General features: G+C 43.6%; 15 protein-coding genes. 2 read left to right on the forward strand and 13 right to left on the reverse strand.

All coding sequences use genetic code 11. From position 1 onward, the window contains the following. Window positions 1-108 precede the first annotated feature (108 nt). Genes PGQ33_RS01005 through PGQ33_RS01015 form a run of 3 tightly spaced genes read right to left on the reverse strand, consistent with a single transcriptional unit; the run spans window position 109 to window position 3744 of the window. Window positions 109-1410, reverse strand: coding sequence for a diaminopimelate decarboxylase (locus tag PGQ33_RS01005; protein ID WP_117823898.1), 1302 nt, complete (start codon window positions 1408-1410; stop codon window positions 109-111). 20 nt (window positions 1411-1430) lie between these two features. Continuing rightward, window positions 1431-2867 (reverse strand): pyruvate kinase, encoded by a 1437-nt coding sequence (gene pyk / locus PGQ33_RS01010; RefSeq protein WP_270205076.1) that lies wholly within the window; start codon window positions 2865-2867, stop codon window positions 1431-1433. Between the two features lie 43 nt (window positions 2868-2910). Next, window positions 2911-3744 carry a membrane protein gene (locus PGQ33_RS01015; protein ID WP_008372258.1) on the reverse strand — a complete coding sequence of 278 codons (834 nt, stop codon included), beginning with the start codon at window positions 3742-3744 and terminating at the stop codon, window positions 2911-2913. 261 nt (window positions 3745-4005) lie between these two features. Here PGQ33_RS01015 and PGQ33_RS01020 point away from each other — a divergent pair, with 261 nt between their 5' ends. Beyond that, a complete protein-coding gene (locus tag PGQ33_RS01020; protein WP_195368136.1) occupies window positions 4006-8247 on the forward strand; it encodes a 2-hydroxyacyl-CoA dehydratase in 4242 nt (1413 codons plus the stop codon). A gap of 665 nt (window positions 8248-8912) precedes the next feature. On the opposite strand, the gene PGQ33_RS01025 is transcribed toward PGQ33_RS01020, so the two are convergent. From PGQ33_RS01025 to PGQ33_RS01070, 10 genes are all read right to left on the reverse strand, one after another. Further along, window positions 8913-10217 (reverse strand): aminotransferase, encoded by a 1305-nt coding sequence (locus tag PGQ33_RS01025; RefSeq protein WP_055248298.1) that lies wholly within the window; start codon window positions 10215-10217, stop codon window positions 8913-8915. A 379-nt stretch (window positions 10218-10596) separates the two neighbouring features. Further along, complete coding sequence (gene gpmI / locus PGQ33_RS01030; RefSeq protein ID WP_270205077.1) at window positions 10597-12135, reverse strand: 2,3-bisphosphoglycerate-independent phosphoglycerate mutase; 1539 nt, start codon at window positions 12133-12135, stop codon at window positions 10597-10599. A gap of 149 nt (window positions 12136-12284) precedes the next feature. Continuing rightward, entirely contained in the window at window positions 12285-13034 is a 750-nt protein-coding gene (gene tpiA / locus PGQ33_RS01035) for a triose-phosphate isomerase (RefSeq protein WP_008372272.1), read from the reverse strand. 41 nt (window positions 13035-13075) lie between these two features. Beyond that, window positions 13076-14269 carry a phosphoglycerate kinase gene (locus PGQ33_RS01040; RefSeq protein WP_022220114.1) on the reverse strand — a complete coding sequence of 398 codons (1194 nt, stop codon included), beginning with the start codon at window positions 14267-14269 and terminating at the stop codon, window positions 13076-13078. A 262-nt stretch (window positions 14270-14531) separates the two neighbouring features. Continuing rightward, window positions 14532-15545, reverse strand: a complete 1014-nt coding sequence (gene gap / locus PGQ33_RS01045) for a type I glyceraldehyde-3-phosphate dehydrogenase (protein WP_008372277.1) — start codon at window positions 15543-15545, stop codon at window positions 14532-14534. 137 nt (window positions 15546-15682) lie between these two features. After that, window positions 15683-16486, reverse strand: coding sequence for a histidinol-phosphatase HisJ family protein (locus PGQ33_RS01050; RefSeq protein ID WP_055296685.1), 804 nt, complete (start codon window positions 16484-16486; stop codon window positions 15683-15685). A 110-nt stretch (window positions 16487-16596) separates the two neighbouring features. Beyond that, entirely contained in the window at window positions 16597-17676 is a 1080-nt protein-coding gene (gene mnmA / locus PGQ33_RS01055; RefSeq protein ID WP_270205078.1) for a tRNA 2-thiouridine(34) synthase MnmA, read from the reverse strand. Window positions 17677-17699: 23 nt separating this feature from the next. Further along, window positions 17700-18143, reverse strand: a complete 444-nt coding sequence (gene nifU, locus PGQ33_RS01060; RefSeq protein WP_008372281.1) for a Fe-S cluster assembly scaffold protein NifU — start codon at window positions 18141-18143, stop codon at window positions 17700-17702. A gap of 35 nt (window positions 18144-18178) precedes the next feature. After that, window positions 18179-19363 (reverse strand): cysteine desulfurase NifS, encoded by a 1185-nt coding sequence (gene nifS / locus PGQ33_RS01065; protein WP_022220116.1) that lies wholly within the window; start codon window positions 19361-19363, stop codon window positions 18179-18181. After that, window positions 19356-19799 carry an RrF2 family transcriptional regulator gene (locus PGQ33_RS01070; protein ID WP_055260503.1) on the reverse strand — a complete coding sequence of 148 codons (444 nt, stop codon included), beginning with the start codon at window positions 19797-19799 and terminating at the stop codon, window positions 19356-19358. The genes nifS and PGQ33_RS01070 overlap by 8 nt, the downstream gene beginning before the upstream one ends. Before the next feature lie 136 nt (window positions 19800-19935). Between PGQ33_RS01070 and PGQ33_RS01075 the strand changes: the two genes are divergently transcribed. Beyond that, on the forward strand, window positions 19936-21243 hold the full coding sequence (locus PGQ33_RS01075; protein ID WP_270205079.1) for an oligosaccharide flippase family protein: 1308 nt from the start codon (window positions 19936-19938) through the stop codon (window positions 21241-21243). Window positions 21244-21296 lie beyond the last annotated feature (53 nt).

A 21296-nucleotide genomic window follows, 5' to 3' on the forward strand; every position in this document is an offset into this window, starting at 1 on the left:
GACCCCAACATCTTTTCCATTAAATTTGAAATATTACGTCAGATTTTTTTGTATAAATTTTTGCCCCTGGATCAAATCCAGGGGCATTTTCTATCTCACCTTATAATTCTATTTTCCGAGCTTATCCGCTTCTTCCGTATTCTTCTTAAGTTCCTCATAAACCGGGAAGCAGTCGAAAGTTGCAAAGTAATCCATCGGAGTCTCTGCTCTGCGGATCAGCTGTGTACCTCCGTCCTCTTTCAGAAGAACTTCTGCGGAACGAAGACGTCCGTTGTAATTATATCCCATAGAGAATCCATGTGCTCCGGTATCATGGATCACAAGCAGATCTCCCATGTCAATCTTCGGAAGCTGACGGTCGATTGCAAATTTATCATTATTCTCGCACAGAGAACCAGTCACATCGTAAGTATGATCGCATGGTTCATTTTCTTTACCCACGACAGTGATGTGATGGTAGGCACCATACATAGCCGGACGCATCAGGTTTGCAGCACATGCATCTACACCGATGTACTCTTTGTGCGTATGCTTTTCATGGATTGCTTTTGTCACAAGGCATCCATAAGGTCCAAGCATAAAACGGCCAAGCTCTGTGTAAATTGCCACATCGCCCATTCCAGCCGGAACAAGAACCTCTTCGTACACTTTTCTTACACCTTCACCGATCACCTTGATATCGTTCGGTTCCTGGTCCGGTTTGTAAGGGATTCCCACACCACCGGAAAGGTTGATGAACTTGATATGTACACCGGTCTCCTTCTGAAGCTTAACTGCTACTTCAAACAAAGTACGTGCAAGTGTCGGATAATATTCATTAGTTACAGTATTACTTGCAAGGAATGCATGGATACCGAACTCTTTTGCGCCTTTGGACTTCAGGATCTTGAATGCCTCAAAAATCTGTTCAGTTGTCATACCGTATTTGGCATCTCCCGGATTATCCATAATGCTGTTGGAAATTTTGAAAAGTCCACCCGGATTATAACGGCAGCTGATTGTCTCCGGAATCTTTCCGATCGTCTTTTCCAGAAAATCAATGTGTGTAATATCGTCCAGGTTGATGATCGCGCCGAGCTTATCAGCAAGTGCAAATTCCTCTGCCGGTGTATCATTGGAAGAAAACATAATATTTTCTCCAACCTGTCCGACAGACTCAGACATTAAAAGCTCTGTATAGGAAGAGCAGTCACATCCGCATCCATATTCTTTTAAAATATTGAGGATATATGGGTTTGGAGTTGCCTTTACTGCAAAATATTCTTTATATCCTTTGTTCCATGCAAATGCTTCTTTGAGTGCTTTTACATTTTCTCGGATCCCTTTCTCATCATAAAGATGAAACGGAGTCGGATATTCTTTTACGATTTCATCTAACTGTGTCTTTGTTACGAATGGTTCTTTTTTCATCCTGTTCATCTCTCTTTCGTTTAGTCGATGGTTGCAATACGCATCATATTACTTACAGAACCCTTTTCACGCTGTACGCTCGGTGAAGGAATACCAGCTGTCAGGACCACAATATCTCCACTGTCCACACATTTCTTTGCCTGTGCAAGATCAATTGCCCCGCTGCAGATATCATCTGTTGTATGGAATTCCAAGGACTTCAGTGCTCTTACTCCCCAGTAGATCGACATCCGGCGAAGGGTACGTTCGTTCGGTGTAATTCCAAGGATTTCCTGTCTCGGACGAAGGTTGGATACAACCCTTGTTGTTGCACCGGATACAGATGGAGTGATGATGCATCTTGCATTCAGGTTCGCTGCCGCAAGAACAGAAGCATATCCGATCGCACTGGACACACCTGATTTCAGATGATCGCCGGCTTTAACAAGAATAGAATCATAATCCAGATGTTCCTCTGTCGTCTCTACAATATGAACCATCATCTGGAGTGCTTCCAGAGGATATTTTCCCTGTGCTGTCTCTCCGGAAAGCATAACTGCATCTGTTCCGTCGTATACCGCATTGGCAACGTCCGTCACTTCCGCTCTTGTCGGACGCGGATTACGCATCATAGAATCCAGCATCTGTGTTGCAGTGATAACCGTCTTAAAGTTGTCATTACATTTCTGGATGATCATTTTCTGGAGATGCGGCACTTCCTCTGCCGGAATCTCTACACCAAGATCTCCACGTGCCACCATGATACCATCAGCCGCACGGATGATCTCATCAATATTCTCAATACCTTCTGCGTTCTCTACCTTTGCAATGATTGGAATATACGGAGCGCCGAGTTCTTTTAAGTATGCCTTGATCTCAAGTACACACTCTGCATTTCTTACAAATGATGCTGCGATAAAGTCAATATCCTGCTCTACACCGAAACGGATATCATCCTTATCTTTTTCTGTAATAGCCGGAAGACGAATGGCTACGTTCGGTACGTTAACACCTTTTTTTTCACCAAGTTCTCCACCATTTACTACAGAACAGACAATCTCTGTCTCTGTCTTGCTCTCTACACGAAGTCCGATCAGGCCATCGTCGATCAGAATGGTACAGCCTTTATAAATATCCTGTACCAGTCCCTTATATGTGATAGATACTCTCTTATTATCTCCTACGATATCTTCTGTTGTCAGAGTGAAGGTTTCTCCTTCTTTTAAAGTAATCTTCTTTCCGTCTTTCAGGATTCCTGTACGAATTTCCGGTCCCTTTGTATCCAGAAGGATTGCAGTGTTTGTATGTTCCTCTTCACGAAGCTCTTTGAGCATATCCATTCTGAACTTCTGTTCTTCATGATCACCATGTGAGAAATTGAAACGTGCCACATTCATTCCATTCTGGATCAGCTTTCTCATCATTTCTCTGTCGTTGGTGTTTGGTCCCATTGTACAAACAATCTTGGTTTTTTTCATTGTTTCCTCCTCTTATTATTCAATTTGATTCTATGTTAGAACTCTACTTCACATGTTCGTGTGTGAAAAGATGGTCCTGGCAATATTCATAATTCCCGTTACACTTTGAACAATAACGGAACTCCAATGTCGGATCGTCAAGTTCCGTACGACCGCACACTGCACATCTGTGCTTTGCACCGCCTGCATACTGATTCTGCGGACGGCTTATCTGCTTCTGGAATTTCTTTCTGCGGGCAGCCTGTTTCGGACTGTGTCCACGCAGATTCCGGTTGCAGAAAAAGAAAATAATAAAGTTCAAAAGGGATGCGATGATCACGATCCGTATGATCAGACCGCCCTGCACTGCGTCTACCGCAAGCAGAACCACATCCAGAATTGCAAGCCACTTCATCTTGATCGGGATAATGCCGTAAAGCAAAAGCTGATAATCCGGCATGATGGATGCACATGCAAGGAAAATGGACATATTGATATAGTAAGTACTGTAAAGGCTTCCAAATCCGGTAATGCCTCCGATCAGTCCATTCACAATAAAGGCTCCAATAACTGTAAATAATATTCCTGAAAAAATGTAAACATTGTAACGAAATGCCCCCCAGTAGCTTTCCAGCGTATTACCAAGGGAATAGTATAACAGCATCATAAAGATAACAAAAATAATATTGTCATTCGGCGGGATGATCACCCAGCTTAGAAGTCGCCACACCTGCCCTTTCAAAATCAGTGCCGGTTCCAGTGTAAAATAAGTAAGAAGCTGTGGCATCGTAAAACTCAAAAGATATCCGATCGCATAGCCTGCAAGCAGATACATCGTAAGATTTCTAATTGCATAGCGCCCGAACCTGCGCTCCATTTTATCTAACCAGTTCTTCATTCAAAATCTCCTTCCACGTATGTTATTTTATCGTCTGCTTTTTACTTTGTCAATTCCATTCCACCTCTTTACTCTCTTTTCACATAATTTACATCTTTTGTTCACTTCCAGGCACTTTTTTCTACAATGCCATACACAACTTCTGTTTGTATTTTCGTTGGTTCTGTCGTATAATGTAAGATACTGTAGTTCTCTGCAAACTACATTTAATAGGTAATAACACAGACAAATTTTTTAATTGTAATAAGGAGTAGTTAAATCATGAATCAGACAGAATTACATACCCTGGGGATTGACATCGGTTCTACAACTGTTAAAATCGCAGTTCTGGACAGTAATAATGATGTTCTGTTTTCTGATTACGAGCGTCACTTCGCCAATATTCAGGAAACCCTTTCTGATCTGCTTGGTCGTGCTATCTACAAGCTCGGTCAGATCAAGGTATCTCCAATGATTACCGGATCAGGTGGTCTTACTCTGGCAAAGCATCTTGGCGTACCTTTTGTCCAGGAGGTTGTTGCCGTTTCCACCGCTCTTCAGGATTATGCACCACAGACCGATGTAGCGATCGAGCTGGGCGGCGAAGATGCCAAGATCATCTATTTTGAAAATGGAAATATTGAGCAGCGTATGAACGGAATCTGCGCCGGAGGTACCGGATCTTTCATCGACCAGATGGCATCCCTTCTCCAGACAGATGCAACCGGTCTGAACGAATATGCCAAAAATTACAAAGCACTTTATACGATTGCAGCCCGCTGCGGCGTATTTGCCAAGACAGATATCCAGCCGCTGATCAATGACGGTGCTACCAAAGAAGACCTGTCTGCTTCTATTTTCCAGGCAGTCGTCAACCAGACCATCAGTGGTCTTGCCTGCGGAAAACCAATCCGCGGACATGTTGCTTTCCTCGGTGGACCGCTTCATTTCCTCTCTGAACTGAGAGAAGCGTTTATCCGTACTCTCAAGCTGGATGACGAACACATTATCGCACCAAAGTATTCCCATCTTTTTGCAGCCGTCGGCTCTGCGCTGAACTCTAAAAAGGATGTAGTCACCTCTCTTGGTGAGATGCAGAAAAAGCTGGATGCCCATATTGAAATGGACTTTGAAGTTGAACGTATGCAGCCGCTCTTTTCCAGTGAAGCAGATTACAATGAATTTAAGAACCGCCATGCAAAGCATCAGGTGCCGGTTGGTGATCTTGCCAGCTACCGCGGTAATGCCTACCTTGGAATCGATGCCGGTTCTACCACCACGAAAGCCGCTCTGGTCGGAGAAGACGGTACTCTTTTGTACTCCTTCTACCATGGCAATGACGGTGATCCTCTTGGTACGACCATCGGTGCGATCAAGGATATTTACAGCCAGCTTCCGGAAGGCGTACAGATCGTTCACTCCTGCTCAACCGGTTACGGAGAAGCGCTCATTAAAGCCGCACTTCTTCTGGATGAAGGCGAAGTTGAAACCGTATCTCACTATTACGCCGCTTCTTTCTTCGAACCGGATGTAGACTGTATCCTCGATATCGGTGGTCAGGATATGAAGTGTATCAAGATCAAGAATCAGACTGTAGACAGCGTACAGCTCAACGAAGCATGTTCTTCCGGATGCGGTTCCTTTATCGAGACTTTTGCCAAATCCCTGAACTACACCGTAGAGGATTTTGCGCATGAAGCACTTTTTGCGAAACATCCGATTGACCTCGGTACCCGTTGTACCGTATTTATGAACTCAAAGGTAAAACAGGCGCAAAAAGAAGGTGCTGAAGTATCCGATATTTCAGCCGGACTTGCTTATTCGGTTATCAAAAATGCTCTTTTCAAGGTTATCAAGGTATCCGATGCATCTGAGCTTGGTAAAAAAATTGTTGTACAGGGTGGTACATTCTACAATGATGCCGTACTCAGAAGCTTTGAGACCATCGCCGGATGTCAGGCAATCCGTCCGGATATTGCAGGAATCATGGGTGCTTTTGGGGCTGCGCTGATTGCAAGAGAACGCTATGGTTTCAAAGAATGCAAAAATACAACCATGCTTTCCATTGATGAAATCAATGAACTTACCTATACAACCTCAATGGCAAAATGTAACGGCTGTACCAACAACTGTCGTCTGACCATCAACAGATTCAGTGGCGGACGTCGTTTTATTTCCGGAAACCGTTGCGAGCGCGGTCTTGGAAAAGAGAAAGCAAAGAGTGATGTGCCAAACCTTTTCGCTTATAAAAATGAACGTTATTTTGGTTACACGCCATTAGATCCATCCGAAGCAAAACGTGGAACGGTTGGTATTCCAAGAGTTCTCAACATGTATGAGAACTATCCGTTCTGGTTTACTTTCTTCACAAAACTGGGATATCATGTGTTACTCTCTCCTGCTTCTACACATAAGATTTATGAACTTGGTATTGAATCTATTCCGAGCGAATCCGAGTGTTATCCGGCAAAGCTGGCGCACGGACATGTACAGTGGCTGATCAACCAGGGTGCAGACTTTATCTTCTACCCTTGTATACCATACGAACGTGGTGAATTTGCCGATGCCGACAATCATTATAATTGCCCGATCGTCACCTCATACGCGGAGAACATCAAGAACAATATGGATCCGATCGTACACGGTGAAGTAGATTTCATGAATCCATTCCTCGCCCTCACAAGCGAAAAGACAATCACAGACGGACTGGTCCGTGAATTTACTTCTGCAAAGAATCTTCCAGCAGAAGAAATCAAAAATGCCGCTCATGCTGCATGGGAAGAACTTGCTGCATGCCGTCAGGACATCCGCAAAAAGGGTGAAGAAACACTCGCTTACATGGAAAAGACAGGAACCCGCGGCATTGTACTTGCCGGTCGTCCATACCATTACGATCCGGAGGTCAACCACGGTATCCCGGAGATGATCACCTCCTACGGACTTGCCGTTCTGACGGAAGATTCCATCTCCCATCTGAATCCGGTAGAACGTCCGCTGATTGTTATGGATCAGTGGATGTATCATTCCCGACTGTACGCAGCAGCCAATTTTGTAAAGACAAGAGATGATCTGGATCTGATCCAGCTGAACTCTTTCGGATGCGGTCTTGATGCCGTAACAACCGATGCTGTTGCAGATATTCTGACCGGTTCCGACAAGATTTATACCTCTCTTAAGATTGATGAGGTTAATAACCTGGGTGCTGCACGTATCCGTATCCGTTCTCTTCTCGCCGCCATCCGCGTCCGCGAGCAGAAGCATATGGAGCGCACCATTCGTCCGGCAAATATCGAAAAAATTCCTTTTACAAAGGAGATGAAGGAAACCTATACCATTTTGTGTCCGCAGATGTCACCGATCCACTTTTCACTGATTGAGCCAGCCTTCCAGGAAGCAGGCTACAAACTGGAAGTACTGAAAAATGATAACAAGCATGCAGTTGACATGGGCCTTAAATATGTAAACAATGATGCCTGCTACCCGTCTCTGATGGTAGTTGGACAGATCATGGAGGCTATCCTTTCCGGCAAATATGACACCGACCACCTGGCTGTCATTATTTCGCAGACCGGTGGCGGATGCCGTGCTTCCAACTATATCGGATTTATCCGCCGTGCTCTTAAAAAAGCCGGTTACGGACACATCCCTGTTATTTCAATCAACTTAAGCGGGCTTGAAAGCAATCCTGGATTCAAGATCACCCTTCCACTTGTACTGAAAGGTGTGTATGGTCTGATATTTGGTGATCTCTTCATGCGCTGCCTGTACCGTGTCCGCCCATATGAAGCTGTTCCAGGCTCTGCCAATACCATGCATAAGAAATGGGAAAAGACAGTTATCGAATTTATCAAGAAAGGCTATCCAAGCAGACACGAGTTTAAGCGTCTCTGCCGCCAGATCGTAGAAGATTTTGATTCTCTTCCATTAAAAGATGTCAAAAAGCCACGTGTCGGAGTTGTCGGAGAAATCCTTGTTAAATTCCTTCCAGCTGCCAATAACTACCTGGTAGATCTTCTTGAACAGGAAGGTGCCGAAGCCGTGGTTCCGGATCTGACCGACTTCCTGCTCTACTGCTTCTACAATACAAACTTTAAAGCAGAACATCTCGGCATGAAGAAATCAACCGCCCGCATGGGTAATCTCGGAATCAAGGCTCTGGAATGGTTCCGCAAGCCTGCCGTTGATGCATTAAAAGCAAGTAAACGCTTCGATCCACCATCACATATTGAACACCTGGCTTCGATGGCAAAAGAAATTGTTTCTCTTGGAAACCAGACCGGTGAAGGATGGTTCCTTACCGGAGAAATGCTGGAGCTGATCCACAGCGGTGCACCAAACATTGTCTGCACACAGCCTTTCGCCTGTCTGCCAAACCACGTAGTCGGAAAAGGTGTTATTAAAGAACTGCGCCGCCGTCATCCGGAATCCAACATCGTTGCAATCGATTATGATCCGGGAGCAAGCGAAGTAAACCAGCTGAACCGCATCAAACTGATGCTTTCGACTGCGCAGAAGAAGATGTAGAAATTTTAGATATGTAAAATATAGGTTCTAATGGAACGACCAGAGGAATCAAAAATACTCCCCACGCATTCAGTTGCACTGGGGAGTATTTTTGATTCCTCTGGTCTGTGTATTGGTAACTTTTTTTACATATGCAAAATTTTTTTGGATGGTGCGAACTAGGATTTAGGGAATTGCAGTCGGAAGGGAAGATTAGTGTAATATCCGACTCTCAAATCACTTCATAAATCGCATTTTCTTTTCCCGTTATCCCCATGTCATAGTTTTCCTATATCATTCTAAACTCTCCCCTCTTCAACACACTCCCACAGGTTCCCCCATTGATAAAATTCCCTCTCTCACTATCGAAAAAGCACATCTTTCATCGAAGCTTCATCTTTCTTTACAGTTTTTTCTCTCCGAATTCAGCACCGTCATTTTTACCAGTACAGTTAAACGGTCGATTTTACAAAAGAAAGTCCTCCAATTCACTTTTTGCGCAATGTAGATGAGACTCAGGAAGCGTGGAAGCCTTTGCTGAACACGCTTCCCGCCCTAAGAGGCTCATCGGAATGGTTTGCGCAATGGAATTGGAGGACTTTCTTTTGTACAATCGGCCACCACAACCTTTACATCAAAAAACAGTGAATTCTCCTTCTGGAAAATCCACTGTTTTCTCACATATATTAAGCTTCTTCGACTTCTACTTTTTCGCCAAGAATTTTATCAATACTTACCAGTTTTACGCTGAGTACGAATACCTGTGCTGCAACTTCCAGTTCTTCTGGTGTCGGGAAGGACGGTGCAATTCGGATATTACTGTCTTTTGGATCCTTTCCGTATGGGAAGGTTGCTCCCGCTTTTGTCATGATCAGTCCGGCTTCTTTTGCTTTGGCTACGATTGCTTTGGCACATCCATCCAACGCATCGAAGGAAATAAAGTATCCTCCTCGCGGTGCTATCCAGGAACCAATCTCAAGTCCGCCAAGCTCACTTTCCAGTACACTTAATACGGTGTCAAATTTCGGTCTTAAGATATCTGCATGTTTCTTCATATGCTGAACCATTCCATGGATATCACCGAAGAAACGCGCATGTCTGAGCTGGTTTAATTTATCATGACCGATGGTCTGTACGGACATCATCTTGCGGATTTCCGCAAGGTTTTCATCGGATGCTGCAATTGCTGCAATACCAGAACCCGGGAAGCTGATCTTGGAAGTAGAACCGAATTTGTAAACCATGTTCGGATGTCCTTCTTTTTTACATTCCATCAAAATCTCGATCAGATAATCCTGTTTATCCTCATACAAATGATGGATTCCATATGCATTATCCCAGAAAATACGGAAATCTTCTGCCGCTGGATTTAATTTTGCAAAACGGTGTACGGTTTCATCAGAATAAGTGATTCCCTGTGGGTTAGAATATTTCGGTACACACCAGATACCTTTTACAGCCGGATCATTCTCCACATACTGCTCTACCAGATCCATATCCGGTCCATCCGACGTCATTGGAATATTGATCATCTCAATTCCAAAATGTTCGGTGATTGCAAAATGTCTGTCATATCCAGGTACCGGGCACAGGAATTTTATCTTGTCAAGCTTTGCCCAAGGGGTGCTTCCCATGATACCATGTGTCATCGCTCTTGCAACAGTATCATACATTACGTTCAGGCTGGAGTTACCAAAGATGATAATATTGTCCTTCGGTACTTCCATCATATCAGAAAGAAGCTGTTTTGCTTCTTTGATTCCATCGATCACTCCATAGTTACGGCAATCTACTCCTTCTTCGCAGACAAGATCTGATGTACTCTTAAGTACATCCATCATCCCCATAGAAAGATCAAGCTGTGCTTTGGACGGTTTACCTCTGGACATATCCAGTTTCAGACCTTTTCCTTTAACATCTTCAAATTCTTTTTCCAGTCTGCTCTTTAATTCAAGCAGTTCTTCTCTACTCATATCTCTATATGCAGTCATCTTGAAAACCTCCCATAATCATCAACTAATCATTGTGTGTTTCTTGCCGTACTTTATACTTCCGAAATCTGCCATCTGCAATTTCTTTCAGCTGTTTTGACAACATCAAAACTCACTACAAGTAGTAAGTATATAGGAAAAATGATTTTTCGTCAACCAATTCTTGCATATAAATATGACATATCGTGATTTTTGTTGATTTAAATATGTTTTTTTGAATTTTTGTTTTTCATTTCATGCATTTTTCCATTTCGATGCTTTTCAAAAAGAGTAGATCAGATTTATATGCAGCATATTTTCTTTTCTCCTGCAGTATGTTTTGCTCTTCTGACAACAAAACACCCGGAACCATTTTCATGATTCCGGGCAAATATATTTACTATTTTACTAATAATGATTTTCCAGTCATATCTGCTGGCTGCTGCATTCCCATCAGCTCGATCAGCGTCGGAGCGATGTCTGCAAGGCATCCGCCTTCACGAAGCTTATATGCAGGATCTGCATTTACAAGAATGAACGGAACCGGGTTCGTTGTATGAGCGGTAAATGGTTCTCCTGTCTCTTCATCGATCAGCTGTTCTGCATTTCCGTGGTCAGCGCAGATAAACATCTGTCCACCAACTTCTTTCACTGCATCAACTGCTTTCCCTACACATTCATCAACAGCTTCAATTGCTTTGATCACTGCTGCTTCTACACCGGTATGGCCAACCATATCCGGGTTTGCAAAGTTAATTACGATTACGTCGTACTTATCCGCTTTGATTGCATCTACAAGCTTGTCACATACTTCATATGCACTCATCTCCGGCTTCAGATCGTAAGTTGCAACCTTAGGCGATTTGACAAGGATTCTGTCCTCTCCCTTGTTCGGTTCTTCTACTCCACCATTAAAGAAGAAGGTAACATGTGCATATTTCTCTGTCTCGGCGATTCTTGCCTGTGTCATGTTGTTTGCTGCAAGAAATTCGCCAAATGTATTCGTGATGCCTTCTTTTACAAATGTAACCATTTTATTTGGAATTGTCTCATCATACTCTGTAAAACATACATAAGTTGTCTTGATACGTTCTCCTCTGTCAAATCCGTCAAAATCATCCGCACAGAATGTTCTGGTGATTTCTCTTGCTCGATCCGGGCGGAAATTAAAGAAGATCACAGAATCTCCGTCTTTTACAGTTGCAACCGGTGTACCGTTTTTTGTCACTACAAATGGTACTACGAATTCGTCAGTTACTTCTTTGTCGTAAGAAGCCTGGATTCCTTCTGTTGCTGATGCTGCTGTGTCACCTTCGCCGCGTGTAAGTGCTGCGTATGCTTTTTCTACACGGTCCCAACGGTTGTCACGGTCCATTGCATAGTAACGTCCGGAAACACTTGCAACTTCACCTACACCGATTTCTTTCATCTTTGCTTCTAACTGTTCAACATATTCTTTTCCAGATGCCGGAGGTGTATCACGTCCGTCAAGGAAGCAGTGAACATATACTTTGTCCAGCCCCTGTCTCTTTGCAAGTTCCAAAATTCCATAAATATGTGTAATGTGACTGTGTACACCACCATCAGATACCAGTCCCATCAGATGAAGAGCTGTACCGTTCTTCTTCGCATTTTCACAGGCTGCAAGAAGTGCCTTATTTTCAAAGAAATCGCCATCATCGATTGCTTTTGTGATCTTGGTGAGCTCCTGGTAAATAATACGTCCTGCACCCATATTCATATGACCTACTTCCGAGTTACCCATCTGACCATCCGGAAGTCCTACAGCAAGTCCGCTTGCATTTCCTTTTACAAACGGATATTCAGCCATTAATTTATCCATAACCGGTGTGTTTGCCTCTGCAATACCGTTGCCTTTCTTTTCATCTCTCAGACCGTAACCGTCTAAGATCATCAAAACTGTTGGTTTTTTACTCATCGTCTTACACTCCTTCATTTTGTCTTAAAGCGTTTGATTTCTCTTTCAGTTAAATATTGTACATGATTTTACATATGCTTGCAAGCACTTGTTAAAACTTTGACAGCTGAAAAACGCAGGCATTTCTGCCTGCGCCTTGGTATAATTGACTATTTCCAGTTTACAATCTTACCAAAATCTGGTTTTAAAGAAGCACCACCTACAAGTCCACCATCGATATCCGGCTGAGCGAATAATTCCGGTGCTGTAGCTGCATTTACAGATCCGCCGTACTGAATACGGATTGCTTCTGCTGTAGCTTCATCATAAACTTCAGCGATACATTCACGGATAGCTTTGCAAACCTCCTGAGCCTGCTCTGTTGTAGCTGTCTTACCGGTTCCGATTGCCCAGATTGGCTCATAAGCGATAACTGCTGTCTTAGCCTGATCTGCTGTTACATTCTGGAATCCAACTTTAACCTGCTGACGGATGAAGTCCATTGTCACACCCTGTTCACGCTGTTCAAGAGTTTCTCCACAGCACATGATCGGTGTAAGTCCGTGTTCAAATGCTTTCAGCATCTTTTTGTTCACAGTCTCGTTTGTCTCTGCGAAGTATTCTCTTCTTTCAGAGTGTCCGAGAACAACATATTTAACACCAGCATCTGTAAGCATGTTCGGAGAGATTTCTCCTGTGTATGCACCTTTTTCTTCAAAGTACATATTCTCTGCTCCAACCTGGATGTTGCTTCCTTTTGCAGCTTCTACAACCGGAATGATATCGATTGCCGGTACGCAGAATACCACGTCAGCCTCTTCTGTCACAACCAGAGATTTGAGTGTATTCACAAGCTCTACTGCCTCTGAAGGTGTCATATTCATTTTCCAGTTACCTGCAATAATTTTCTTTCTTGCCATTGCAATAATCTCCCTTATTTTATCTTAATTACAGACGCTGCTTATTTATCGTTAGCAGCTGCTACACCTGGCAGTTCCTTACCTTCAAGGAATTCAAGGGAAGCTCCGCCACCTGTAGAGATGTGAGTCATCTTGTCGCCGTATCCGAGCTGGTTAACTGCTGCTGCCGAATCACCACCACCGATGATTGTTACTGCATCTGTCTCAGCAAGTGCTTTTGCGACTTCTTCTGTTCCTTTTGCAAAGTTCGGCATCTCGAATGCACCCATAGGTCCGTTCCATACAACTGTCTTTGCATCTTTTACAGCGTCAGCATAGATCTTGATTGTCTCTGGTCCGATGTCAAGTCCTTCCCATCCTTCCGGAATTTCGCCAGCTTTAACAACTTTGATATTTGCATCATTTGAAAAATCATCTGCAATTACGTTGTCTACCGGAAGAAGGAGTTTTACGCCTTTGTCTTTAGCTTTCTGAATCATGTTCAGTGCATATTCACAGTAATCTTCTTCAAGAAGAGATTTTCCAACGGTTCCGCCCTGTGCTTTGCTGAATGTATAAGACATACCTCCACCAATGATCAGAGTGTCTACTTTATCGATCAGGTTTTCGATTACAGAAATCTTGCTTGAAACTTTAGCTCCACCAAGGATTGCAACGAACGGTCTTTCCGGATTGTTTACTGCATTTCCAAGGAAATCGATTTCTTTCTGCATAAGATATCCTACAACTGCTGTATCAACATATTTGGTAACACCAACGTTAGAGCAGTGTGCACGATGAGCTGTTCCGAATGCATCGTTTACGAATACATCACAAAGAGAAGCGAGTTCCTTAGAGAATTCATCTCCGTTCTTTGTTTCTTCTGCTCTGTAACGTGTATTTTCAAGAAGGATTACCTCTCCATCTTTCATAGCTTCAACTGCTGCTTTTGCATTTGGTCCTACTACTTCAGGATCTGCTGCGAATTTTACTTCCTGTCCGAGAAGTTCTGAAAGTCTTACTGCAACCGGTGCAAGAGAAAGCTCCGGTTTCGGTTCTCCCTTCGGTTTACCAAGATGTGAGCAGAGGATTACTTTTCCTCCGTCAGCGATCAGTTTCTTGATTGTAGGAAGTGCTGCAACAAGACGGTTCTCGTCTGTGATCTTTCCATCGATCAGAGGTACGTTAAAATCGCATCTTACAAGGACTTTTTTCCCTTTTACATTGATATCATCTACAGATTTTTTGTTAAGCATAATCCTGCCTCCTGTTTACATTTCGTTTAAATGGGATGTGCCCGGGCATATCCCCGTGCTGAGCGCAGTCGCTTGCGGCAATCTACGTTTTCGCACGAATACGCATTTTGAGCACATAGTGCCCTTTATTTAACAGGAAGCTCCATCAGAATTTCCTGTTAAATAAAAGGGTCCGGTCCATGTAGACCGGACCCTTGCTTGAGCCTATCTCTGGAATATTCCAGTAAGAATCAATTCAGCCTGTCCAAACAAACGTTACGGATTAAAGTAATGTTCCGAAGTGTTTGATTGTTCTTACCATCTGGCTTGTGTAAGAGTTTTCGTTGTCATACCAAGAAACAACCTGTACTTCTGTTGTTCCGTTGTCAAGCGGAAGTACCATTGTCTGAGTAGAATCGAAGAGAGAACCAAATCTCATTCCTACGATATCGCTAGAAACGATCTGATCTTCGTTGTATCCGAATGATTCGTTAGAAGCTGCTTTCATAGCTGCGTTGATCTGTTCTACAGTAACTTCACCTTCAACTACAGCTGTAAGGATTGTTGTAGATCCTGTAGGGGTTGGTACACGCTGTGCAGATCCGATAAGTTTTCCGTTAAGTTCCGGAATAACAAGTCCGATTGCTTTAGCTGCTCCTGTGCTGTTAGGAACGATGTTTACTGCTGCTGCACGAGATCTTCTCAGATCACCTTTTCTCTGTGGTCCGTCAAGAGTCATCTGATCACCTGTGTAAGCATGGATTGTGCACATGATACCAGATTTGATCGGTACAAGATCATTAAGAGCCTTAGCCATTGGTGCAAGACAGTTTGTTGTACAAGAAGCTGCAGAAATGATTGCGTCATCTTTTGTAAGCTGTGTATGGTTTACATTGTAAACGATTGTAGGAAGGTCATTTCCTGCCGGTGCAGAAATGATAACGTGTTTAGCACCTGCATCGATATGTGCCTGAGCTTTTGCTTTAGATGTGTAGAATCCTGTACATTCAAGAACTACATCTACTCCGATTTCTCCCCATGGAAGTTCAGCTGCATTAGCTTTAGCGTAGATTTTGATTTCTTTTCCGTCTACTGTGATGGAGTCTTCTCCAGCAGATACTTTATCAGCTAATTCATATTTTCCCTGTGTTGAATCATATTTTAATAAGTGAGCCAGCATCTTAGGAGATGTAAGGTCGTTGATTGCTACGATCTCAAATCCCTCTGCTCCAAACATCTGTCTGAATGCAAGACGTCCAATACGTCCAAATCCATTGATTGCTACTTTTACTGCCATGATTTAGTCCTCCTAAAGATAAATTGTATTACTGTATATAACAGTTACATTTTTCTTGATAAATCTTATCATTGTTTAAGATTTATCAACTGTAATTTATTGTACTAAATTCAGAACAAAAATTCAATCCCCTTTTTTCACTTTATTTTTCTGAAAACCGGGGCCCTTTTTATGAATTCTGCATAATATTTAAAACCACATGCTTCGAGAATATTGTCAACTATGTTAAAATCATACCCTACATGCTCTGGTTTATGTGCATCTGCGCCGACGGTGATGATCTCTCCCCCCAGCTTTTTGTATCTTTTTAACACATCCGGATGCGGGTGTGCAAAAGGAAGGCCATACTTCAGTCCTGCCGTATTGACTTCCAGCCCTTTCCCGTGTTCAATAAGATACCGCAGGATTTCATCTATTTCATCCGCAAATCTGCCGTAAGAATATTCCTGTTCCCGATGTTTTCCATAGCGTACCACATAATCCAGATGTCCGAGCACATCAAAATCCGCTACAGCCCTGATATCGGCTATTGTCTCCTGAAGTGCCATCCGGTAGGCCTCTTCATCCGAAATTCCCTCAAAGAACTCAGGATAATAAGGATCCTTCCCACCAACCACATGCATAGATCCGATCACAAAATCATACGGATTTGCCGCGGTAAATGCTTTTGCTTTCTTCGCAAGGTGTGGCTGAAGTCCAAACTCCACACCGATCCGGATATCCAGCTTCTCTTTATACTTTTCCTTCAGTGCTCCAAGCTCTTTAAAATAGGTTTCCGGATCAAACACAAATTCAATATCATCACAAAAATAATCAATATCTTCATGATCCGTAAAACAGATTGCTTCCAGTCCTTTATCGATTGCTGCAAGAACCATATCTTCCGGTTTTGCCTCTGAATCTCCGGAAAAATAAGTGTGCATATGACAGTCCGCTCTCATAATTTCCCCTCCTTGTCATTCTTCATGTGTAAATCCACCCGGCTTTCCCGCAAATCATTTGTTGGATTGCAGTACGGTCCCAATATACCAAAAAACAGAACAATTCTGAGCTATCCCAGAATTGTTCCGCCTCCAAGTACATAATCTCCATCATACAGTACCAGTGCCTGCCCCGGTGTAACCGCTCTCTGCGGTGTCTCAAAGATGCACTCTATCTCATCTTCTCCCGTTTTGCGGACTGTGCACCAGTCCCCTTTATGGTTGTATCTGATTTTGGCAAATACGCGCATCTCACCTTCCAGATTCTCTACCGTCATAAAGTTCAGCTTATTTGCACGGACCCGCGTCGTCATCAGATCTTCATTCGTCCCTATCACAACTTCATTCGTATCCGGACGGATCTCAAGCACGAATGCCTGATACCCAAGAGAAAGTCCAAGTCCTTTTCTCTGTCCGATCGTATAGTGGATGATTCCTTTATGCCGTCCCAGGATCTTTCCGTCCGGTGTTACAAAATTACCTTCCGGGATTTTCTGGTTACTTTCTTCTTCAATAAAAGATGCATAATCGTCATCGGATACAAAACAGATATCCTGACTGTCCGGTTTGTTCGCAATCTGCAATCCAATCTCTTTTGCGATCTTGCGGATCTGGTCTTTTTCATATTCACCGACAGGCATCAGCGTTCTTCTCAGCTGATCCTGGGTAAGATTATAAAGCGCATAGGTCTGGTCTTTTGACCAGGTTGCCGAATGCCGGATCGCATAGCGTCCGTTCGGCAACTGTTCTACTCTCGCATAGTGACCTGTTGCAATATAGTCTGCTCCGATCTCCATGCTCCGCGTAAGAAGAGATTCCCATTTTACATAACGGTTACACGCAATGCACGGATTTGGTGTCCGGCCATGCAAATATTCATCCACAAAATAATCGATTACCTTCTCCTGAAAATCCTTCTTGAAATTCATCACATAATACGGAATGCCGATCTGTGCCGCAACTTTTCTGGCATCATCTACCGCGCTGAGTCCACAGCATCCGCCGTTTTCTTCCTGTATTTTCGATTCTTCGTCCTGCCAGATCTGCATCGTCACACCAATCACATCATATCCCTGTTCTTTCAGAAGATATGCCGCTACCGATGAGTCGACACCACCTGACATTCCGACTACCACTTTCTTTTTTGCCATTCTCTTTTCTCCTGCAGAAAATTCTAATACTCTTCCTCTTCTGCTTCTTCACCTTCACTGATATCGTTCTTCGGCTTCTGGAGTCCTTCGATCTTGATCCCGTGCTTCTCTGCATAATCCCACAGCGCTGCATGGATTGCCTCCTCTGCCAGTAAAGAACAGTGTACTTTAACAGGCGGCAGTCCGTCAAGTGCTTCCATAACGGCTTTGTTTGTTACCTGCATTGCTTCTGAAATATGTTTTCCCTTTACAAGTTCTGTCGCCATACTGCTTGTTGCAACAGCCGCACCACATCCGAATGTCTTAAATTTTACATCATTAATAATTCCGTTATCATCAATATCAAGGTAGATTCTCATGATATCACCACATTTGGCGTTACCAACAGTACCCACTCCGCTTGCGTTCTCGATTTCTCCCATATTACGTGGATGCTGAAAATGATCCATTACTTTCTCTGTATACATTGTAAATTCCTCCTAAAGCTGTATTTTCTATCGTATTATTTATTCTGTTTTTTTGCAAAATCTTCATAAAGCGGTGACATTCCGCGTAAATCGCTTACGATTGTCTTAAGCTGATCTACTACATAATCAATGTCTTCTTTTGTGATCTCTTCATTCAGAGTCAGGCGCAGAGATCCATGCGCAATCTCGTGCGGCAGTCCGATTGCAAGAAGTACATGGGATGGATCAAGAGATCCGGATGTACATGCAGATCCACTAGATCCACAAATTCCTGCCATATCAAGACGGATCAGCATAGATTCGCCCTCAATGAAACGGAAACAGAAGTTTGCGTTATTTGGCAGACGGTCTGTCGGATGTCCGTTCAGCTTGGTGTACGGGATTTCTTCCATCACACGTTTGATCAGATAATCTCTCATCTCACGCTCTTTTGCTGTACGTTCTTCCATCGTAGCGATAGCACGTTTTGTTGCTGTACCGATTCCAACAATACCCGGAACATTTTCTGTACCTGCACGACGTTTTCTTTCCTGTGCCCCACCATGAACGAAGGAACGGATCTTCACGCCTTTTCTGATATAGAGGAATCCGATTCCTTTTGGTCCGTTCAGCTTGTGTCCGCTGGCACTTAACATATCAATATGACATTCATCTACATTGATCGGGACCTGTCCGAAAGCCTGTACGGCGTCTGTGTGGAACAGGATACCATGTTTGTGGGCGATCTCACCGATTTCTTTGATCGGTTCAATTGTACCGATCTCGTTGTTTGCATACATTACAGAGATCAGGATGGTATCCGGGCGGATTGCTGCTTCCACATCTGCCGGATTTACTTTTCCGTATTCATCCACATCAAGATAAGTCACTTCAAACCCACGCTCTTCCAAATAAGCTGCTGTATGCAGGATCGCATGATGTTCGATCTTGGTTGTGATAATATGTTTTCCTTTATTCTGATAAGCCTCAGCGGTTGCTTTGAGTGCCCAGTTGTCAGACTCTGATCCGCCGGCTGTAAAATAAATTTCGTTGCTCTTTGCACCGAGTGCGTTTGCGATTCTTTCTCTCTGTTCTGCCACAACATCTTTGTTATGGGATGCGAAGCTGTAGATCGCAGAAGGATTGCCATACTGCTCTGTAAAATATGGCAGCATTGCTTCCAGAACTTCTGGTGCAGTTTTTGTTGTTGCTGCGTTATCCAAATAAATTAATTTACTCATCTTTTTGTCCTTCTTTCTTTATTTCTTTATTCATTTCCACAAGGGTATTTATCATAATACTGTCTACCGTCTGTGCCATGCTTTCATTGACTTTCTTCCAGACATATTTCGTGATACAGCTGCCCTGGATCTCGCAGCTGTCTTCCGAATGAAGTGCTGCACAAGTCGCAGGTTCAAGGTCTCCTTCAAGTGCTCTGAGTACATCACCAACAGAAACTTCCGCCGCATCCTTTGCCAGCCGATATCCTCCTCCCGCTCCACGGATACTCTTGACAAGACCTGCCTTTTTCAGCTTCGCCATGAGCTGTTCCAGATATCGTTCCGATATCTCCTGCCTGGCTGATATACTGCTGATGGAAACCGGTTCTTCTGCGCCATAACACGCAAGATCGATAAAGGCGCGTAAACCATAACGACCCTTCGTTGAGATCTTCAATCCATCACCTTCTCTTTATTTTTATATCCCACTGTTTTACTAGGATTTCTTGCAAATTGAGGATATCACCTCTGTTATGTTCTGTCAAGGCTCTTTCTTGCATATATTTTAAAACAAAAATGCCTTTGGAGCCGCTATGTCACAAAAACATTTTCTCCTGAAAGGAACTTTTATCCTTACTGTAGTCGGCATTCTCACCCGTGTAATGGGATTTTTTTACCGTATTTTTCTCAGCAGATCTTTCCCTGCAGAAGAAATCGGTCTGTATCAGCTGATTTTCCCTGTCTACACACTTGCTTATGCTGCAACTTCAGCAGGGATCGAGACGGCTCTGGCGCGCCTGGTTGCCGCCTCTTCTGCAAAAAAGCAGTCTGCAAAAGCTTATTCTTACCTGAAAGCAGCACTGCTTTGTTCTCTTTTTCTTTCCATCTGCTGTCTTTTTCTGCTGCAGAAAAATGCTGTTTTCCTCACCACAGTCATACTTGGTGATCCCCGATGCGCCTCTCTCATCTTCCTGATAGCATATGCACTTCCATTTGCAGCTCTGCACAGTTGCAGCTGTGGTTACTTTCTGGGGCTCAAGCAGATCCGGCTTCCTGCCCTCTCCCAATTATTTGAACAGCTGGTCCGGATCTTTTTTGTTATCTTCCTCTATACAGCCGATGCTCATACCGCTTTTACACCATCTGTCGCAATTGCTGTCCTCGGAATTGTCGGTGGTGAAATTGCAGCCGCTTTTCTTTGCATCCATAAGCTCAGAACTGCCGGGCAACCTTTCTCCCCACACCGGGAGCCGACTCTTTCTGCTGTTCCTCCCCTGCTTTTTTCTGCCCTTCCACTGACCGCAAGCAGAGTCCTTCTGAATCTTTTTCAGAGTCTGGAAGCAATTTCTATTCCTCTTGCCCTGCAAAAGTATGGAATGAGTATCTCCGCTTCTCTTAGCACCTACGGAATTTTGACCGGAATTGCCCTTCCCTGCATTTTATTTCCATCTGCCCTCACCAATTCCATCTCCACAATGCTCCTCCCCGAAGTTGCCAGTATGCCGGATGCTCAGAAAAAGCATGCTCTTCCGCAGCTTTTACGGAAAGTTATTTTTTTCTGCCTGTTTCTTGGTTTTGCCTGCCTGCTATTTTTCTTTACCGCATCCGGCTTTATCAGCAGACGGATCTTTCATACACCAGAAGCCGGAAATTATATCTTAACACTAGCATTTATCTGTCCTTTTCTCTATAGTAACACCGCACTGATCAGTGTGTTAAATGGTTTGGATCTTGCCGGAAAAACTTTTCTGATCAATCTGTTCACCCTGGCAGTACGAATCTGTGGTGTTCTTTTTCTGATTCCGCAGTTCGGGATTCTTGGCTATCTGTGGGCACTGCTTGCAAGCCAGCTTCTTACATTTGGCTGCTGCATGTTTCTCCTGATAAAACAAGGGCGATAAAAAACGGCAGAAAGTCCTCTTTACCGAATTGTTCAGTAAGAGGACTTTCTGTC

This window comes from Coprococcus sp. AM100_B19A (assembly GCF_027662015.1).
Taxonomy (GTDB): Bacteria; Bacillota; Clostridia; order Lachnospirales; family Lachnospiraceae; genus Allocoprococcus; species Allocoprococcus comes.